Annotated in this window: 26 protein-coding genes; 6 read left to right on the forward strand and 20 right to left on the reverse strand. The window is 62.5% G+C overall.

The window, feature by feature from the left end; translation table 11 throughout:
- On the reverse strand, nucleotides 1-1,612 hold a 1,612-nt coding region (locus tag WC683_02095; protein ID MFA4971375.1), incomplete at its 3' end, for a hypothetical protein.
- Entirely contained in the window at nucleotides 1,609-1,896 is a 288-nt protein-coding gene (locus tag WC683_02100; protein ID MFA4971376.1) for a YdaS family helix-turn-helix protein, read from the reverse strand. The genes WC683_02095 and WC683_02100, both read right to left, overlap by 4 nt.
- Before the next feature lie 81 nt (nucleotides 1,897-1,977).
- Between WC683_02100 and WC683_02105 the strand changes: the two genes are divergently transcribed.
- The 6 genes from WC683_02105 to WC683_02130 are packed head-to-tail and all read left to right on the forward strand — an operon-like array spanning nucleotide 1,978 to nucleotide 5,747.
- Nucleotides 1,978-3,006, forward strand: coding sequence for a YqaJ viral recombinase family protein (locus WC683_02105; GenBank protein ID MFA4971377.1), 1,029 nt, complete (start codon nucleotides 1,978-1,980; stop codon nucleotides 3,004-3,006).
- A gap of 8 nt (nucleotides 3,007-3,014) precedes the next feature.
- Nucleotides 3,015-3,704, forward strand: a complete 690-nt coding sequence (locus WC683_02110; protein MFA4971378.1) for an exonuclease domain-containing protein — start codon at nucleotides 3,015-3,017, stop codon at nucleotides 3,702-3,704.
- Between the two features lie 10 nt (nucleotides 3,705-3,714).
- Entirely contained in the window at nucleotides 3,715-4,371 is a 657-nt protein-coding gene (locus WC683_02115; protein ID MFA4971379.1) for a hypothetical protein, read from the forward strand.
- On the forward strand, nucleotides 4,368-5,243 hold the full coding sequence (locus WC683_02120; GenBank protein MFA4971380.1) for a recombinase RecT: 876 nt from the start codon (nucleotides 4,368-4,370) through the stop codon (nucleotides 5,241-5,243). Before WC683_02115 ends, WC683_02120 begins: the two co-directional genes overlap by 4 nt.
- A gap of 8 nt (nucleotides 5,244-5,251) precedes the next feature.
- The gene (locus WC683_02125) at nucleotides 5,252-5,464 is read left to right on the forward strand and encodes a hypothetical protein (GenBank protein ID MFA4971381.1); all 213 of its coding nucleotides are present in this window, start codon (nucleotides 5,252-5,254) and stop codon (nucleotides 5,462-5,464) included.
- 13 nt (nucleotides 5,465-5,477) lie between these two features.
- Nucleotides 5,478-5,747: a hypothetical protein gene (locus WC683_02130; GenBank protein ID MFA4971382.1), complete on the forward strand. Its 270-nt coding sequence runs from the start codon at nucleotides 5,478-5,480 to the stop codon at nucleotides 5,745-5,747.
- Between the two features lie 75 nt (nucleotides 5,748-5,822).
- Here WC683_02130 and WC683_02135 read toward each other — a convergent pair whose 3' ends face one another.
- From WC683_02135 to WC683_02220, 18 genes are all read right to left on the reverse strand, one after another.
- Nucleotides 5,823-6,347, reverse strand: a complete 525-nt coding sequence (locus WC683_02135; GenBank protein MFA4971383.1) for a dTDP-4-dehydrorhamnose 3,5-epimerase family protein — start codon at nucleotides 6,345-6,347, stop codon at nucleotides 5,823-5,825.
- 2 nt (nucleotides 6,348-6,349) lie between these two features.
- Nucleotides 6,350-7,429 (reverse strand): glucose-1-phosphate thymidylyltransferase, encoded by a 1,080-nt coding sequence (locus WC683_02140; protein MFA4971384.1) that lies wholly within the window; start codon nucleotides 7,427-7,429, stop codon nucleotides 6,350-6,352.
- The gene (gene rfbB, locus WC683_02145; protein ID MFA4971385.1) at nucleotides 7,426-8,490 is read right to left on the reverse strand and encodes a dTDP-glucose 4,6-dehydratase; all 1,065 of its coding nucleotides are present in this window, start codon (nucleotides 8,488-8,490) and stop codon (nucleotides 7,426-7,428) included. Before rfbB ends, WC683_02140 begins: the two co-directional genes overlap by 4 nt.
- Entirely contained in the window at nucleotides 8,487-8,861 is a 375-nt protein-coding gene (locus WC683_02150; GenBank protein ID MFA4971386.1) for a hypothetical protein, read from the reverse strand. The genes rfbB and WC683_02150 overlap by 4 nt, the downstream gene beginning before the upstream one ends.
- Nucleotides 8,854-9,243 carry a single-stranded DNA-binding protein gene (locus WC683_02155; GenBank protein ID MFA4971387.1) on the reverse strand — a complete coding sequence of 130 codons (390 nt, stop codon included), beginning with the start codon at nucleotides 9,241-9,243 and terminating at the stop codon, nucleotides 8,854-8,856. Before WC683_02155 ends, WC683_02150 begins: the two co-directional genes overlap by 8 nt.
- Before the next feature lie 71 nt (nucleotides 9,244-9,314).
- Complete coding sequence (locus WC683_02160; GenBank protein MFA4971388.1) at nucleotides 9,315-10,061, reverse strand: hypothetical protein; 747 nt, start codon at nucleotides 10,059-10,061, stop codon at nucleotides 9,315-9,317.
- 3 nt (nucleotides 10,062-10,064) lie between these two features.
- Nucleotides 10,065-10,769 (reverse strand): hypothetical protein, encoded by a 705-nt coding sequence (locus WC683_02165; GenBank protein ID MFA4971389.1) that lies wholly within the window; start codon nucleotides 10,767-10,769, stop codon nucleotides 10,065-10,067.
- A 1-nt stretch (nucleotide 10,770) separates the two neighbouring features.
- A complete protein-coding gene (locus WC683_02170; protein ID MFA4971390.1) occupies nucleotides 10,771-11,604 on the reverse strand; it encodes a hypothetical protein in 834 nt (277 codons plus the stop codon).
- A 10-nt stretch (nucleotides 11,605-11,614) separates the two neighbouring features.
- Complete coding sequence (locus tag WC683_02175) at nucleotides 11,615-11,911, reverse strand: hypothetical protein (protein MFA4971391.1); 297 nt, start codon at nucleotides 11,909-11,911, stop codon at nucleotides 11,615-11,617.
- Nucleotides 11,912-11,923: 12 nt separating this feature from the next.
- Nucleotides 11,924-12,862 carry a hypothetical protein gene (locus tag WC683_02180; GenBank protein ID MFA4971392.1) on the reverse strand — a complete coding sequence of 313 codons (939 nt, stop codon included), beginning with the start codon at nucleotides 12,860-12,862 and terminating at the stop codon, nucleotides 11,924-11,926.
- Between the two features lie 8 nt (nucleotides 12,863-12,870).
- Entirely contained in the window at nucleotides 12,871-13,614 is a 744-nt protein-coding gene (locus WC683_02185; protein ID MFA4971393.1) for a hypothetical protein, read from the reverse strand.
- A 78-nt stretch (nucleotides 13,615-13,692) separates the two neighbouring features.
- Nucleotides 13,693-14,172: a DUF5661 family protein gene (locus WC683_02190; GenBank protein ID MFA4971394.1), complete on the reverse strand. Its 480-nt coding sequence runs from the start codon at nucleotides 14,170-14,172 to the stop codon at nucleotides 13,693-13,695.
- 4 nt (nucleotides 14,173-14,176) lie between these two features.
- Nucleotides 14,177-14,701, reverse strand: a complete 525-nt coding sequence (locus tag WC683_02195) for a hypothetical protein (GenBank protein ID MFA4971395.1) — start codon at nucleotides 14,699-14,701, stop codon at nucleotides 14,177-14,179.
- Nucleotides 14,702-14,722: 21 nt separating this feature from the next.
- Nucleotides 14,723-15,196 (reverse strand): hypothetical protein, encoded by a 474-nt coding sequence (locus tag WC683_02200; protein MFA4971396.1) that lies wholly within the window; start codon nucleotides 15,194-15,196, stop codon nucleotides 14,723-14,725.
- A 9-nt stretch (nucleotides 15,197-15,205) separates the two neighbouring features.
- Entirely contained in the window at nucleotides 15,206-15,442 is a 237-nt protein-coding gene (locus WC683_02205) for a hypothetical protein (protein ID MFA4971397.1), read from the reverse strand.
- 3 nt (nucleotides 15,443-15,445) lie between these two features.
- Nucleotides 15,446-15,661, reverse strand: coding sequence for a hypothetical protein (locus WC683_02210; GenBank protein MFA4971398.1), 216 nt, complete (start codon nucleotides 15,659-15,661; stop codon nucleotides 15,446-15,448).
- Nucleotides 15,658-16,239 carry a hypothetical protein gene (locus WC683_02215; GenBank protein MFA4971399.1) on the reverse strand — a complete coding sequence of 194 codons (582 nt, stop codon included), beginning with the start codon at nucleotides 16,237-16,239 and terminating at the stop codon, nucleotides 15,658-15,660. Before WC683_02215 ends, WC683_02210 begins: the two co-directional genes overlap by 4 nt.
- Nucleotides 16,217-16,549 carry a hypothetical protein gene (locus tag WC683_02220; GenBank protein ID MFA4971400.1) on the reverse strand — a complete coding sequence of 111 codons (333 nt, stop codon included), beginning with the start codon at nucleotides 16,547-16,549 and terminating at the stop codon, nucleotides 16,217-16,219. Before WC683_02220 ends, WC683_02215 begins: the two co-directional genes overlap by 23 nt.
- Nucleotide 16,550: the final 1 nt, after the last annotated feature.

The raw sequence follows: 16,550 nt of genomic DNA on the forward strand, positions 1-16,550 counted from the left end.
CGGCGGGGAGGGGCATGATGTCCGCGAGCGTCAACGGCTTGTCCACCCAGTCTCCGCACGCTCCCGTGTGCAGGTTGCGTCGCACGCACACCACGCGCCAGCACGTCTCGCACGTCCGCTGCGGCGGGGGCTGCACCATGTGCGGCACGTCTCGCGGCACCGTCGTTGTGTAGTGCTCACCGTGGCAGTCGGAGCACGGCGCCGGGTCGATGCGCGACTTGTCCCAGTAGCAGCCCGCGCACGGGGAAGGCTTCGGGGGCTGCTCAACCTCCTGGTCGCGCGGGTCGGGGTGCGGCGGAGCGAGAGAAGCTTCCATAGCCGCCAGTTTCTCGACTACGATTACCACACTTTGCAGCAGCGCGTTCTCGCTGGACAGGCCGGTAGCCAGGTTGAGTAATCGCATTGCTTCACGCCACTGATACTCCCGATCAGTGAACCCGGGGCCTTGGCTATCGAGCCCCACTGCCTCGACGGCGGAAGGGGGTTGCGAAGGCGCATTCCCATACTGCTTCTCAGGGGCGGGGAGGGGCTTGAATTGCGTGCAGCCGTCGAACGTGAGCACCTTGCACTTCGATGGATCGAAGGCGGCGCACCGACTCTCGCACGTCCGCTGCGCCGCTGGCTCGCACGCATCGGCCAGCTTGCGAAACGCGCTCGCGGTGCCCTTCCAGTCGGTGCCGTCGTCGGTGGGTGAGGGCTGCACAGTGGCAGGGTCGGCAGCGGGGGAGGCGGCATGCATCGGACACGACGCCTTGCTACACCCGTTGCAACCGGCACACTTCCGCGCCGCCTCGACCACCGCGCGCATGGCGTCGCGTTCCTTCTCTACCTCGGTCCTGCGACGAGCTTGATACTGCGCCGTTTCGATCCACTGGGCGCGTCCCCGGTCTGCTTCGATGCGCTCTTTCTCGGCTTTGCACTGCGCCGACACTGCGACAGTGAGCCTTGTGCACGTCTCGCGAAGTTCCGCCTTGTACTCATCCCGCTCCTTCTCGGCCTTGCGCTGGGAGGCGAGGGCGGCGTCACGCTCCGACTTCACGCCTCCGACCTCGATGCGAAGGTAGGCGATCAGATCCTCCGCATCCCTCACCCGTGCCTGCGCGGCGTCGCGCTCTGCAATGGCGGCGTTGTACTGCACGAGCCCAGGAACGGTCTCCTGCGCAGGGGCGGAGGCACAAGACGGGCAGAGAGAGGGAGGGGGCGTCTGTAGGTATACTGGTTTGAACGTCACGGGGTCGTGCGGGTTGTCGTTGTCTCGGTACAGAGTGGCCTGCATGTCGTGCCTATAGTCCGACGATGGCATCCACAGCGGCTGTCCGTTACTGCTACTGATGGCAACCCACCCGACCGGCTCCCCCTGCGGCGGCGCGGGGACGACTTCGGCGAGACGGCTCTTCAAATCCGCCAAGGCGTTGTCGCGAACGGTGCTCACGCGCGCCTCGGAGACGCTGCGCAGAACATACCCGGCCACCTCAAGATCCTTCGGCTCAGCCCGCACATACAGCGATGCGTCCAAAGGACCGCAATCGTCTGCGCCCACCGGAGCCTTGTACAGCCGCATCTTCTGCGGCTCTAGCCATTCAACGGTCTCGATGACATCGCGGATTTTCATGCACACCCCCCGCCGACCGCCTTGCGGTTCTCTTCCTTCTTGAACTTGTACGCGACCCGCGTCTCCTTCGGATAGAACCACGCGCGCAGCTTCACCTTCCCCTTCGTCAGATACTGGATCGCCAGCCTGTACGTCGTGTCCGGGCGGTTCTCTCCGCTGAGCCACCTGTACACGGTCGGCTGCTTGACACCCAGCGTTTCCGCCAGCCACTTCTGACTGCGCCCGAACTTGCGCCCCGACACCAGCCAGTCCCTGAGCATTCTTCCTGCGGAAGGTAGTTCCATGCGGCCAATATACGCGCCCGTATGAAAAAGTCAACGCATCCGTATTGACTTCCGCTGGACAGATGGATACTCTCAAGCCGCATGGGACTTTCGCTCGCACAGCTCAAGATGCGCCGCTCTGGCATCACGGCAACGGACATCTCCGCCATCCTTGGTGAGAACCCCTGGCACAAGCCCATCGACGTGTGGATGGACAAAATGGGCTACACGCCGCTGGAGAAGCCGGGCGGCGAGCGCGCGGACATGGGCAACGCCTTCGAGTCCGCGGTCGCGCAGTATTACAAGAGGACGCAGTGCCCGACCGGCAAGCACTGGCGCATCTACAAGCCCACGGTCACCATCCGCAGCAAGCAGTGCGAGTGGGCCCTGGCGACCCCGGACAGGTACGTGTTCGAGAACGATGCGGGCGTGTCCTTCATCAGCGCCAGTGGCTTGGATGCCATGAGCGGAAAGGCGCACCATCTTCTTGAGGTGAAGCTCGTCGGTCCGAGAGCCATGGACAAGTGGCTCTTGCGTAATGACGAGCCCGAGGTCGAATGTGACGCGGACCGCCTGCCGACGTACGTCTACTGTCAGGTGCAGTGGCAGATGTTCGTGACGGAGCACTACAAGCGGTGCGACGTTGCTGCGCAGCTTGGGGGCACCAGCTTCCGGGTCTTCAATATCGACAGGGACGACGCGTTCCTGGATCATGCCGTCAAGACAGCGGAACGCTTCTGGGCCCGCAACGTGGTGGGCAAGGCCACCCCCGAGCCTGACGGCAGCGAGTCGTACAAGGGCTTCCTGAACCAAACCTTCCCGGATGCGAAGGTCGTCGATCTCGTGCCCGCTCCAGCAGAAGCGGAGCAGATCGCACGCAGCTACAAGGACGCTTGCGCTCTGAAGGCCGAAGCCGATGAAGATCGTGAGACGTGCTCGCAGCAGCTCAAGACGATCATCGGCAGCGGCGCGGGCATCGAGGGGTCGTGGGGCAAGGCGACGTGGCTTACCTCGCGCGGGCAGGTGGACTACAAGAAGCTCTGCGAAGCGCTCAAGGTGCCGCAGGGGACGATCGAGAAGTACAGGGGCACGAACCGGGTTCTTCGCGTCACGATGAAGGGTGAGAAGTAGGAGGAAACATGTTGGGGAACGTCTTGATCTGTGATGTGGAAACGACTGGGTTGGACCCGGACTCGGACTTTGTGATCGAAATCGCCGCGGTCGGCTACAACGTGCCAAACCATAGTGTCGTCGAAGCATTCTCGTGCGTCGTCAGCTCTACCGACGACAACAAGGCCGAGGCGATCAACCATATTCCATCGGCCATCTTGTCGCTCTCCAGTAAGTGGCCAACGGATGTCTGGAACATCGCCAACGCCATGAGCATAGGGTGCGACGCTGTCCTCGCCCACAACGCGTCGTTCGATTACCAGTGGGTGGAGAAGACCGTAGCGGAGAGGCTGTACAATCTCCCCTGGATCGACACCTGCGACGGGATCACGTGGCCCAAGCAGGCCAAGCCCGGCTCCTCGTTGATCTCGCTCGCCCTGGAGCATGGTCTCGCCGTCGTCGATCCTCATCGCGCGCTCTCGGACTGTCTGCTGCTAGCCCGTCTGCTCACGCGTTGTGCCGAACTCGGCCACGACGTTCAGGCAATGCTCGCCAGGGGGCTGCGCCCACAGACGCTCGTGCAGGCGCTGGTGTCCTTCGAGGAGAGAGACAAGGCGAAGGAACTTGGCTTTCACTGGGACAGCGCCAACAAGCGATGGATCCGCCGCATGCCCCTTGAGGATTGCGCCGCCCTGCCATTCTCGGTACGACCAGTCTGAGGAGACTACCATGCCGAAGGTTGATACGATCGTCACCAAGTTCACCCAGGAAGAGCTTGCCACTGCGCTGTGCCGCGCCCATCTCGCCTACTTCGGCGAGACGCCCGCGGATCCGTGCCTTGCCTGCGCATGGGCGCACAACGTGCTGGAGTGCGGCAGGGACGCCCACGGCGTGATCTCCAGCTGCCGGTGTTTCAACCTGGGCAACATCACCATCGCTGCGAAGGACTACGAGTCCGTCCCCTACTGGCAGATCGTCTGCTCCGAGCAGCAGCGCAACGGCGATGGGTCGCTCAACGGCAAGTGGGTCAGCACCGTGATGCGCTTTGCAGCGTTCGACTCGCTGCTGGACGGGGCGATCTTCTACTGGGCGCTTCTTGCGCGTCGGCCTCGCAGCCTTGCGGCAATGCGGACCGGCGACGGCTACAAGTTCGGCCTAGCCCTTGGGGCCGATCACTACATGACCGCCAACCCTGAGCCATACGCTAGGTCGCTCGCGTCTCTTGCGCGAGAAGGCGCAGCACTCGTACAGGGCTTGGCAATCCAGGACACCTCTGGTGACGCAGATCGCGCCGGGCAGCTGATGAACATGATCGCGCTGACTCTGGACGAGTCGGTGCGCGACTTCTTGAATCCACCAAAGGACGAAGGGGAATCTAATACATGACCAACGGAAACGTAGAACAGAAGGACTCCGCCATCACGCTCCTGCGCAAGGACGTGGAATCCCAGATCGAGAGGGCGCGGGCGCTCATCGAGCCTGCGCTGCCGAAGTCGTGTGACTTCAAGCAGCTCGTTGCCAAGACGCTGGTGGCCATTCAGAGCACGCCCAGCCTCGCGGACACCAACGCCGTCTCGATCTTCTGGTGCTTCGTGCACGCCGCTGAGCTGGGGCTGTCGCTCGACGTGTCGAGTCAGGAGGCCCACATCATCCCGTTCGAGGACAAGAAGCACGGACGCGGCAAGCGGGCCAAACTCATCACCGGCTACCGCGGCCTCGTCAAGCTCGCCTTGCAGCATCCGAAGGTGCTCAGTGTCCACGCCAGGGCGGTCTGCGAGAAGGACAAGTTCGAGTACGACGAGGGGTCCACTCCGTTCGTTGTGCACAAGAGGTTCCTGGGAAGCGATCATCCCGGTGAGGTGATCGCCGCGTATGCGGTCATCAGCCTCCAGAACGGCGGTAGGATCGTCGGTGTCATGTCCAGGTTCGACGTGGACAAGGTGCGCGCCATGTCCCGCGGGTCGAGCGACCCCGACTCGCCGTGGACGAAGTGGTACGACCAGATGGCGGCGAAGACCGTCCTTCGCAACACCCTGAAGCAGAGCCCCAGGTCAGTCGAGGCGGAGAAGGCTCTCGCGCTCGAAGACGCGGCTGAGCAGGGCGTGATCGAGCCCGGCGAGGAGATCGTCGTGGCCAAGCGCGGCCAGCCAGCCCAGGGACGGGTGAGCAGGATGCGAGGCCGGGTTGCGCAGCAGGCAGAGGCGGAACCGACGAACAACGGTCGCGACGAAGAGCCGCCGCCGGATGATCTGCCGTGATCCTGTACGTGATCTACCGCCCGACCACCTCGGACCACTCTGGCAAGTGGGTTGTGCGAAAGCACTACATCCTGCCAGGGGTTCCGGTGGGCGTGCCCGACTCAACCGGAGCGGTGCTGGCCGACACCCTGGAGCAGGCCCGTGCCCAAGTCCCCGCTGGGCTGGAGTGCATCGTGCGGCATCCCGACGACGATCCGGTGATCGAAGAGACTTGGCTGTGATACCATCGATCGCATGAGACTCGCCCTCGTCCTGCTCTGCACTTTCGTCTGCGGCTGCGGCAACTGCAATCCGGTCCACAACCCCGTCTCCTCCGAGTACCCCTGCGGCACCCGGGCGCATGCGTGCTCGACAGCGCCGCTGAGCTGCTGCTGGAACGATCTCGTGTGCGGCGGAGAGGTCGGCAGCGGGTGCCCGGCTGGGATGTGCTGCTACGGTGGGGACTCGTTCGCCGCGCGCCAGGACGGCGGCAACGCCGCACCGTCGAGGCAGTGGCAACCCTGAATCGTTGTGGTACTCTTGAAGCAGTGGCACCGGCTGACGCGGCCCCCCCCTCCGCGTCGTCGGTGCTGCTCTTTATCAGAAGCCCATGCGGAAGGGCGAGTTCGGATCACTCTCGTGGCGGATCTCGTCCACATCGCCATCGCGATTCATCCCCTTGTAAAGCCGGTCTGGGAAGTTCACGACGAGCCCTGGAACCGCGCCCACGTTGCGGTACCCGTGCACGACCCCCGGGGGAACGATCAGCATGCACGGGTTGGAATCGCCCATCCACAGCTTCATCGACTTGCCGTACGTGGGCGAGCCCTTCCGGTTGTCCCAGAGCATGATCAAGAAGTCTGACGGCCCTGTGAAGCAGAACATGTCCGTCTGCTCCTTATGCTCATGCGGCCCGCGGTCAACGCCGGGGCCGGTCATGGACAAGTAGCACATGGCAGGAACGGGGATGTTGTCGGACGCGAACTTCAGGTTCGCCCACTTCGCGCACCGCTTGATCTCGTCGTGCCTAAGAAGCTCGCACAGCCAGCCCCTATCGTCCGTGTGCTTGCTCAGGATCGCAAAGTATATACCCTCCAACCAGTTGCCTTCTTTTTTGAGTTCCACAACTACCTCCTGCCGCACGTGATGACCGTGTCGTCCCCAACGGTGAGAGACAGCCCGCTGTGCGCCAGCGTGTCCTTGATGACTACGCGCCTTCCGACCAGAGCATCCTCCAGGCGGGGCACGCCGACAATCCGGCTGTCCTCCATGATGACCGAGTGCGACACGGTAGACTCGACGACGCACGCTCTGTCGCCAATCGACGTGAATGGGTCAATCCTTGAGTTGCAGATGCTCGCGCCCAAACCGATGATGACCGGGCCTCGGATCGTGGAGTTCTGGATAATGGCCCCGTTGCCAACGCGTACGCGGCCCCACAGCTTGCTCTTCTCATCTATGTGCGCCCCTGCGCTACCAGACTCCAGGAGGCTGTCCAGAACCGTGTCGTTCGCGAGCAGGAGGTCGTCCTTCTTGCCGGTGTCGAGCCACCACGATGTGACCATCGAGTAGCCGACCTTGCCGCCCATCTCGATCAGCTCCTCGATCGCATCGGTGATCTCCAGCTCGCCTCGCTTCGACGGCTTGATTCGATCGATCGCCTCGAAGATGCGCGCGCGGAACAAGTAGATCCCCACGAGAGCGAGATTCGAGATGCGCTCCTTCGGCTTCTCGATCAGCTGGACGATCCCGCCATCCTTGTTGAGGACAGCAACGCCATACGATGCCGGGTTCGAGACCTCCTTGAGCATGACCGCCGCGTCCACGCCCTTCTGCCATACAAACTCCTGGACCGGAGCAACGATCGACGTGCCGATCAGGTTGTCTCCAAGGTACATGCAGAAGTCGCTGTCGCCCAGAAACGGCTTCGCCACCAGAACCGCGTGGGCAAGCCCAGCAGGCTGCTCCTGGCGGATGAATGTGAACTTCACGCCCCACTTAGTTCCGTCCCCGAGCGCTTGCTGAATCTCAAGCCCGGTCTCGGGCGAGATGATCACCCCGATGTCCCTGACGCTCGCGCGCGCGAGGCTCTCGATGACGTAGAACAGGATCGGCTTGTTCGCCACGGGCACGAGCTGCTTCGCTCCGCTGTACGTGATCGGACGAAGTCGGGTTCCACAACCCCCCGCGAGGACGAGTCCCTTCACTTCGGCCCCACGCCGAGCCCCAAGCGCTCGCGGTTGTACTTTGCCTTGGCCTTCTCGCACCAGTCCAGGTGCTCCAGGTACCAGCGGACGGTGTGGCGTATGTCTTTCTCGAAGTCGCGCTTCGGCAACCACCCCGTATGCCTCCACAGCTTCGATGCTTCGATTGCGTAGCGAAAGTCGTGCCCCGGGCGATCCGTCACGAACCCGATCAGCCTGCGGTATCCGTTCTGGTTCTCTCGTAGCCAGCTGAGCGCGTCGCAGATCGAATGCACGACCTGTAGCGTGTTCCGCTCTTGGCTACTACCAATGTTGTAGACCTCCCCAGGCGTCCCATCGGTCGCCACACGTATGAGCGCTTCGCAGTGGTCGTCCACATGGATCCAGTCACGCACGTTCATGCCGTTGCCGTAGACCGGGATGGGCTTGCCCTCGATGGCGTTCAAGATCGTGAGCGGGATGAGCTTCTCGGGGAACTGGTAGGGGCCGTAGTTGTTCGAGCAGTGCGTGATGATCGTCGGCATCCCGTAGGTCTTGTTGTACGCGCGCACGAGGTGGTCCGACGCGGCCTTCGTCGCTGCGTAGGGTGAGTTGGGAGCATACGGGCTGTTCTCGGTGAACTTCGCGTCATCCATCCCAAGCGACCCGTAGACTTCATCGGTGGAGACGTGGATGAATCGGCACGAGCCTGAGCAGCCGCTGCCGCTGCTCCAGTAGTCCTTCACGGCGTTGAGCATCCTCGCTGTGCCCGCAACGTTGGTTGACACGAACGGCATGACCCCGTCGATGGATCGGTCCACGTGGGTTTCAGCGGCGAGGTGGAACACGACCGTGGGCTTGAACCACGCAATCTCGTTGTAGAGATTGCCGGTCCTGATGTCCAGATCCGCAAACTCGAACCGAGGATCTTCAGCCACGTCGGCGAGGTTCTCCATGCTGCCCGCGTAGGTAAGCGCGTCAATGATGTACACGCTGACCTCGGGCTCCTTGAGCAGCATGCGCACAAGGTTCGATCCGATGAAGCCTGCGCCACCCGTTATGACGTACCTCTTTTCGCCGCTCACTTTCCCGGCTCCCGCTCCCTGGCCTCCGCCGAGATGTTGAAGCGCTGCTCGTACTCGCGACACTTCTTCAGCAGCCGCGTGTTCTCGTTCTTGTACCAGCTGATCTTGTCCTGCATTGCCCAGTACCGTGAGGCGTACCAGCCCATCTTCTTGCTCAGCGGCGCGAGCACCTTGTACAGCACGTCCACGTCTCCCTTGGAGAGCTTGCCAAGGAGCACACCCGCAAGCAGAGCCTCCTTGGAGGCCTGCACATCGGCCCCATCCTGCTGGTCAGTGTAGCCAGCTGGCGGGGCCTCTGGGTACTCGTCCGGGAGACGCGCGGCCCGGTCAAGGTCGGCGGTCTCCACCACAGCTTTCTTCTTTTCAGTCATCGCTTCCTCCGTCTCCCTCCGGAACATCGCCCCCGAGCTGATCTCGAATCGCCTGCGTAACGACCTCGAACGGCACCACCTGCTTGGGCCGGAAGTTGTACCGAGTGATTCGCTTGCCGTCGATCTCCTCGATCGAGGATCGGATCTCGCCCACAACGTGGACCCACATCCCCTTGCGCAGCCTGTCGGCCATCTTCACGGCGAAGTCCCCGAACCACGCGAACGTCACCCAGGTCGTGTCCTCCTCCCACTTGTCGTTCTTCAAGTAGGGGATGTTCGCGGCAGCAACGACCTGGAGCCGCTTCTGCCCGTTTAGAAGCGTCTTCATCGACGGATCTTTGGCGATCCGCCCGAGAAATGTGAACGTTGCGATTCCGCGCATCGACGATCTCCTCGCTTTGGGAATATACGAGAGCGTAAAGCGTCGAAAGGGGCCTGTCAACAGGGAACGGATCAGGCCGCGCGCTTGATGATCTGCGGTCCGAAGTGCTTTCCAGCGAGGTATCCGAGCCCGGCGAAGACGAGCAGGGTGACGATCTTCCCCGTCGAGAAGCCGCCTGCGTAGTTCGGGGGCACGAGGCACTTGGGCCGGAACGGCAGAAGGTCGGGGTCCACGTGCCCCACGTACTGGATCTCGGACAGCTTGCGCTTCTTCGTGCTGATGTACTGGAGCCCGCCGTGATCCTTGTCGGTGTCTCCGCCATCCACGCTCTGAAGCCAGTCCTCCGCGGCGTTCATGTCCACGCAGGTGAACGTGTGCGTGAGCAGGCCCGAGCCGACGACGAGGTAGCAGCCGGGGAAGAAGGACCAGTCGGCCTTCCATGCGCCGAACTTCCGGGCGAAGTCGATGAAGCCCTTGTTGTTGCCGCCGCTGAACGCTGTGCCAGCTTCGTAGGGGAGCCACAGGTTCGGGTCTGCGACCCCGCTTCGCCGCTGGTTGCCACGCACAACGAGGCCGCAGGTGGAGACGCCAACCGTTGCGTACGTCTCGTAGTTCTCGACGTGGAAGGGCCGGTCCAGGTCCCAGTAGGCACCAGGAGGTAGGGGGCCAAGGATGTCCTCGAACTCCGCACGCGCCGCAGGGTTGCCGCTCCACGCCGAGAGGCCGATCATGCTCTTGGCGTTCGCGATGATGACCTCGCGCCGCCCCGCCGGGGTGGAAGGAGTTGCGATCTCGCGGAGAGGAATTGCTGCACCCATGGGTTAGCCCGTGTACATGATCGACGCGTCGTGCATGGCCTGCGCGAACGAATACGGTTTCGGATCGTCTTCGCTGAACATGCGCCTGTATGACCAGCTTCCATCCGGGGAGTAGATGAAGATGGTGTCGAAGAACCGCTCGAAATTGTCCGCGATCTCGAACACACCCTCGTCATCAACAGTGATGTGAAGTAGCTCCGTAACAAACCGCTGGTTTGCCGGATCGCTGAGCCACTTTTTCTTGGACATGTTGTCGTCCGCGCTCCACGACTTCGCCGCGTTGTCGAATACGGCTTCCACGAACCGACGAACTTCCTCTGGCAACGCGACGCCCTTTGCGGATCGCCTTACCGCCGCGGGACGGCTACGTTCCACATCGTACCCGAACTTCCCCCCGCGCGCTTTTCGTGTCGCTTTCTCGATCGCGTCCGCGTCGGCAGTGCTAGGCCCCCACGGAGGCCGCTCTTCACCAGCTTCGCGAGCAGCCGTAGAGAACGACACAATCGACCCGACAGCCATGGCGGCGATCTGGTCGTACGCCATTGGCTCTCGCGTATCCACGACAGTGCCGTACTCGTCCTCCCATGACTTTGGGGCCTGATCCTCGAAACCGATCTTGATGCCACCTACCTCCACCGTACCGGAATATTTGGATCGACCAAGATATTCGACCCGGATCTTCGCGTCGCCAATGTACCGCGTTGCCATGCTACGCCGCCTTCCTCCACAACTGATGGAGCAGGAAACCAACGATCGCTCCGCCGACAACAGCCGCGACCTTCGCGCTGCCCCCACCCTTAGCGAACACCAGCTCACCGCGCGCCCACGGGGCCAGCAGCGTGCGCCACACGGCCTCCTGGCACTCGTTGGCTTGGTAGATGTGCGCCTGCTTGTCGTCGGGCGGGAAGTCCGGTGGGTACACGCCCAGGATGAACAGCGCACCGATCCCAATCGCTTCCGCAACGGGGATGCCCAGGTCGATGTCGATCGGTTTCGCGCCCACGCTGTCGCCCAACGACAGGGCCGTCTCGCGCGTCCCTGGGTAGGTGGGCGGCAGGATCTTGGAGTGCGTGACGATCATCATCTTCTCGCCGCGCGACGCGCTGGAGGCGAAATCGAGCCAGTGCTGCCCAACCTTCGTGACCCTCCAGGTCTCGCCCTTCGCTCGCTCTGCGTACGAGGGCTGCGCGCCCTTCCACCCGCCGTGCATGCCATCCACCACGTACAACGCGCTCACCGCATCGGAGTCACCCGTGTTCTTGATGATCTGTCCGATGCCCCAGCCGCCTGCGGAAAAGCCCACAAGTCCGATGAGCCCGCTCGGGTCTGCGCCATGCTCTTCGATGAACGGACGCAGGAACTCGCCACCGTGCGCGTCCTGGTAGTTCTTGACCCAGGCCTGATGGTTGTCCGAGCCCGCAGCAGAGACGGGGATCGACAGCACGACCGGGCGCACAGATTCGTCAGGCCACAGCTCGCTCAGAAGCGGTCCGCAGATCGTCGGCGTGCAGGAGAAGTCGGTGATCAAGATGGGGCGGGGCATGTGGGTCTTCCTACTTCCAGTCGAACGCCTTCACCCAGAAGTCCAGCCCGGGTCCGTTGCCGAACGTGTGCTGAAGCCTCCTCGTGACAGCTTCCTCACACGCGGAGAAATTCGGCCCTACGCAGTCGATGTTCACCATCGTCACCAGTTGGTCTTCGTGACCCTTCTGCTTGCTGAAGTCCATACCCTTCGCAAGTACGTCCTGCGGAGCCCAAGCGTCCACAAGTTGGTAGTAGCGCTTCGTCTCGGAGATGACGGAGCTTTCCACTCGAACAACGCAGCGAATTTTGCCATCTGACATTTTCACGATCGTTCTCCTTCACCGCTGGTGCGTCTTGTCCGTCAGCGAGTCGTAGTGCTCACCTTTGTGGCCCTCGTGCAGCGTGCAATAGTGCCACCGGCTTCCCGCCTGCCACGCGAACTGGCAGCGGTTCGTGGGGTCCAGGAAGGAGTAGCCGTGGCGAGCGTTCGGGATCAGACGCTGCGTCGCATCGTCACACAGCGAGTCCATGTGCTGTCCACTGTGCCCCTTCTCCCTGGTGCACATAAACGTTCGCTTGCCGCTCTTCCACGTGTACTCGCACCGATTTGGGGGCTTCCAGCCCTGCGCCTTGGGATCCGTCAAGCGACTGTAGGCGTTGGGTGCCGCCCGGCCTGACAGAAACGACTTCACTTCATCCGGCGTGCCCTCGAAGATGCGGTGCCACGCGGGTTCGTCCGGTGCCGAAAGCTCGACGACCAGGATCGGAGCCCCACGCTTCTCGGACCAGTAGGCGCACTTCTTCAGGATGCGGACCTTGGCACCGGGGAAGCCCGCGACGTTGACGCCGCGGGAGTCGGTCGCGAACTTCTCCGCTTCCTGCGCGACCGTGGCAGCCTTCAAGGCTTCGATGCGAGGCACAGCGGCTTGAACTACGCGAGCGCTGACGTGAGAGCGCTGGGGAGTCTCGTTGTGACAAGCGTTCTTCTTCGCCCACGCGCTTGGTACTTCCTGTGCGAAAACCGTGTAGGACTTGCCAAGACGCTCAGACAGCCTGTCTCGCACAGCGGACTCGCAGGCTTTCTCGCTTGGGTCAGAGCACTCGACCACAACCTGTGTGATCTCTCTCTCGCCTTTCGTCGAACCCATCGGCGCGGTTGTCCGCAGATACGGATCTGCGCTCTTGATGTCTTCTCTCTTGAAACAATCAAGAATCATCTGCAAGTTGTGCTTATAACACCTGTTGAAAGGCTGCTCGATAACAACATAACAGATCATGACAACTCCTATATCGTCTCGACTTCAACCACCGGAGGGTTCCCCTCCCGATGCCCAACGATTCTCATTCTCCTGCCGAACAAAACCGTCTCCCTGTCATGCGCGGTAGGGGCGGCGAGGAGCCATTCCGAATGCTCTGTCGTCACAAACACATCCGTCGTCGGGCACGTCAGCTCTGCCACAACCGGGTTGCCGCGCACGACCGTCATCACGTGCTTGCCATACGCGTACTCTGTCGCCGCCTCAAACGATGGCGTCCACGACTCAAGAGGCCTCGTCTCGACAATCGTTCCGACCTTCGATGACAAGAGCTTGCCACCGTGCGCGCTGTGAAGACCTCGGTACACGGTGATGGTCGGCTTCCCGATTTTAGCTACCGTCTCGTCCGAAACCGCCTTCATTGCCAAAGCGATCTTCCTCGGATCGTAGTCCTCTTTCGCACGCTCGCCCGTGAACATGTCTCGCGTCGCGATCTGCATCTTGCCGGTGTCGTAGTGGTAGATCACGGTCCTGCTAAGCGCTCCTCGCGGGTCCAGCGTGAACCGGAACGTGCCGTCTTCGTCGTCGTACGGAGCCCCCGGTGTATCTGCCCCGGTGGCAAGCCCGCTCGCTTTCGCAATGCTCATCATCACGAGCGTCGGCTCGCAAACCGCAGACGCCCTCCACTGGCTGACCATGAACTCAAGGATCTGGCGCGTCACCGGGTCCGCAGACCAGTTGCGTCGCGCGCTTCGACTCCTTCGGCCAGCCATGCCCAGGATTCTACAACGACTCGCCAAATTCGACACGCGGCGCGACCCCGCCATCGGCCTGTCGCGAGATCGTATTGGTTACCGCTCGCTCTGCCACAGATCGCAGCAGAACATCTGCGGAGAATACGGCAACTTGGAAGCATCCTTCGGCTTGATACCCGTCGAAAGCCGCCAGTTCTGGTACCCGACGTTCGCGCACTGCGCTTGCCGGTTGAGCCACCCGCAGTTGGCGCACATGGCCCCGCCGCTTGGCACGCGGGAGCCCCACTTGTGGTCGGGCGGAAACGCGAACACCCCGTTCTTGATCCTGCACACGCACTGGCCACCGTCCGCGTGTGTCTCCATCTCGACGAGGTACGTGTAGTAGTGCTCGTTCTCGCGAATGTGCGCCATTGCGATGGCAAAGTAGACGAAGGGATCCCCGCGCGCGATGTCGGCGTGTTCCTGCTCCACCCACATGCCGACGACCATCTGCTCGACCTGATCGTCGTTCAGCGCAACGCCCAGGCGCGAAGCGATGTGCTTCACGTCCGCGTTGCTGAAACGCTTGCGAGCCATGACCTTACTTGGAGATGAGCGTCTTGATCGACGCCGCCGCGACGAGCACGCCGACGACGGCTGCGCCCATGGCGATCGGCTTGGCGTACTTGGTGATCGTCAGCACGATGCCCATGTACTTCTTCTCGTAGGCTGCGGCCAGCGTGTTGATCCGCTTCTCGGCGATCGGCAGCGCGATGTTCAGAAGCTCAGGGATCTTCGGCTTGGCTGCATCCACAAGTCCCGGGATCTTCGGCTTCACCACCGTGTCGATCACTTCGGCCAGCTTCGGCTTCGCCGTATCGATCAGCTCGGGCAGGCGTGCCTTCGCAACGTCGATCGCCATGTTCGCCACGACGGGGACGACCTGATTGATCTTCTCCTCGACGGGGGGCCACACCGCGCCCAGGATCTGCTGGGTCAGCTGGCTCGCGAGCGCCGACACGTCCAGCGACCCGGTGACGCTGAACCCGAGCCCCTGAAGGTTCGGGGCGGCTGAAAGTCTGCGAACGGGAGGAGCCTTGGGGTAGACCCGGTACATCTCGTACATAGGCCTGATTCTACCGCAGGATCACCGGAAACTGAAAGCGATCGGGTCCGCGATGAGAAGCTCGCCGGGCTGGGCTGGCGCAAGCGAAGCTCCCGCTCTGAACTCCACGCCCTTCCCGCTCTTGCCGAACAGCGTCAGCAGGGACCGCACGTCGGCCCAGGCGCTGTTGAACTCCGCAAAGACGGTCTTCAGGTCGGGGGCCTTGCACATCTCGATACAGGCCACCAGGACCGAGTTCGCGGCCTTCAGACCCGCGCCAGCCTTCGCCAGGGCGTCGCGCAAAGGGCCCTTCACGTTTTCGGGCATGGGCACCGTGTCCACGATGCTCTGCACCTGCGCGAGCGCGAAGGCAGCATCCGCAACGATGCTCTCGGTCTTCACCAGCACCGGCATCACGACGTTGCACTTGTTGCATCCCGACGTGGTGATCGCCGCGCCGATCAGCCCGGTCACCACCAGCAGCCCAAGCATGAACGAAACGAAGAAATGTCGCATCCTGTCCTCCTATTCGGGCATCGGCGGCAGCATGATCCGCGGCACGATGTCGTGCGTGTGAAAGTTCGCGAAGTGCTCGATGCGCCAGTAGGCCATGTCGGGGCCACGAATGCAGACCCAGTCGAATAGCTCGCCGCACTTGTCGCACTCGGCGTGGATCTGGATCTGCCCGCGCCGCATCCCGACCAGCGCGTACTGCACATGCTGCACGCGAGGGTGACGAACCATCTGCACTGCGTTGCTCATTCCTCAGCCTGCCCCAATATCTTTGCAGAAGCCCCACTTGAGCTGCTTGCACGCGAGGTACAGTACCACGGCGAAGCTGCCCATGCCTAGAGCTGCCTTCTTGGCCTGCGCCACATCCTCGTTGCTCATCTCCGGAGCGTCCTGGACGATCTTGATTGCGGCGATCGCGCCCAGCCCAACGATGAGGCCTCCTGCGAGCTGTTGGCGGGTCAGCGTCATTTGCTCGCACTCGCCGCCGGGACCGGCTTCGACGTTGTCCTGGCGACCGCGACGTTGACCGCGTAGGTCGCCACCGATCCGACGATGAGCATGGCGAGGCCCACAACGGCTGTGAACCGCGCCTTGCTCCACTCGAACTTCTGCGTCTTGAGCACCATCTGGCTCGCGTGCGCCGCTCCCAGCTTGCTCTCCAGGTCTCGGATATAGAACACCTTGCTGTTCTCGGACATGTCCTCCAACTTCTTGGTGATGTCCGTCTTGCCCTGCTCGACCGCCCCGAGCCGCTGCTCGATCCCGCCGTGCTTGAGCGAACACACGCGGTCCTGATCGAGCTTCATCTCGGTGAAGCGCCGATCCACTTGCTGGGTGTGGCTGGTCAGTGTGGAGTTCAGCGCGATGACACCGTCCGCGGCATGCGTGGTTGCGGCCATGATCTTGCCGAACATCTCCGTGATCTCACCGCCGCTGTCTCGCACACCCTGGAGTCCTTCCTTGATCTCCTTCAGCTCACGACCATGCGCCGCGAGAATCACGCTATGCTTCGCGACCGTTGTCTCAAGAGGTTCCGGAGGGGCCATCGTTGTTACCTGCGTCTTTCGCGGTTGGTTTGTCGTCTGACAGAGGCGCGGCGGGCGATGCCTTCTGTGCGCTCAGCAGCGCCTTCACAATCACATCCAGAAGCCACGGCAGCTTGAACGTCCCCTTGCTCATGGCGGGCGTGACGACCAGAAGGAGCGCCGCATGCAGTCCGTTCCAGACCCTCGCCATCGTGTGGTTCTTGGGCTGGGGTAGCTGAGCCCAGGCGACGTTGAAGATCGCCCACGCGATGACCGCGACCTCCAGCGGGTGAGCCGAGATCCATGCCCAGATTGCCAACAGGTACGTCATG

It is taken from the genome of bacterium (assembly GCA_041648665.1).
Taxonomy (GTDB): Bacteria; UBA10199; UBA10199; order 2-02-FULL-44-16; family JAAZCA01; genus JAFGMW01.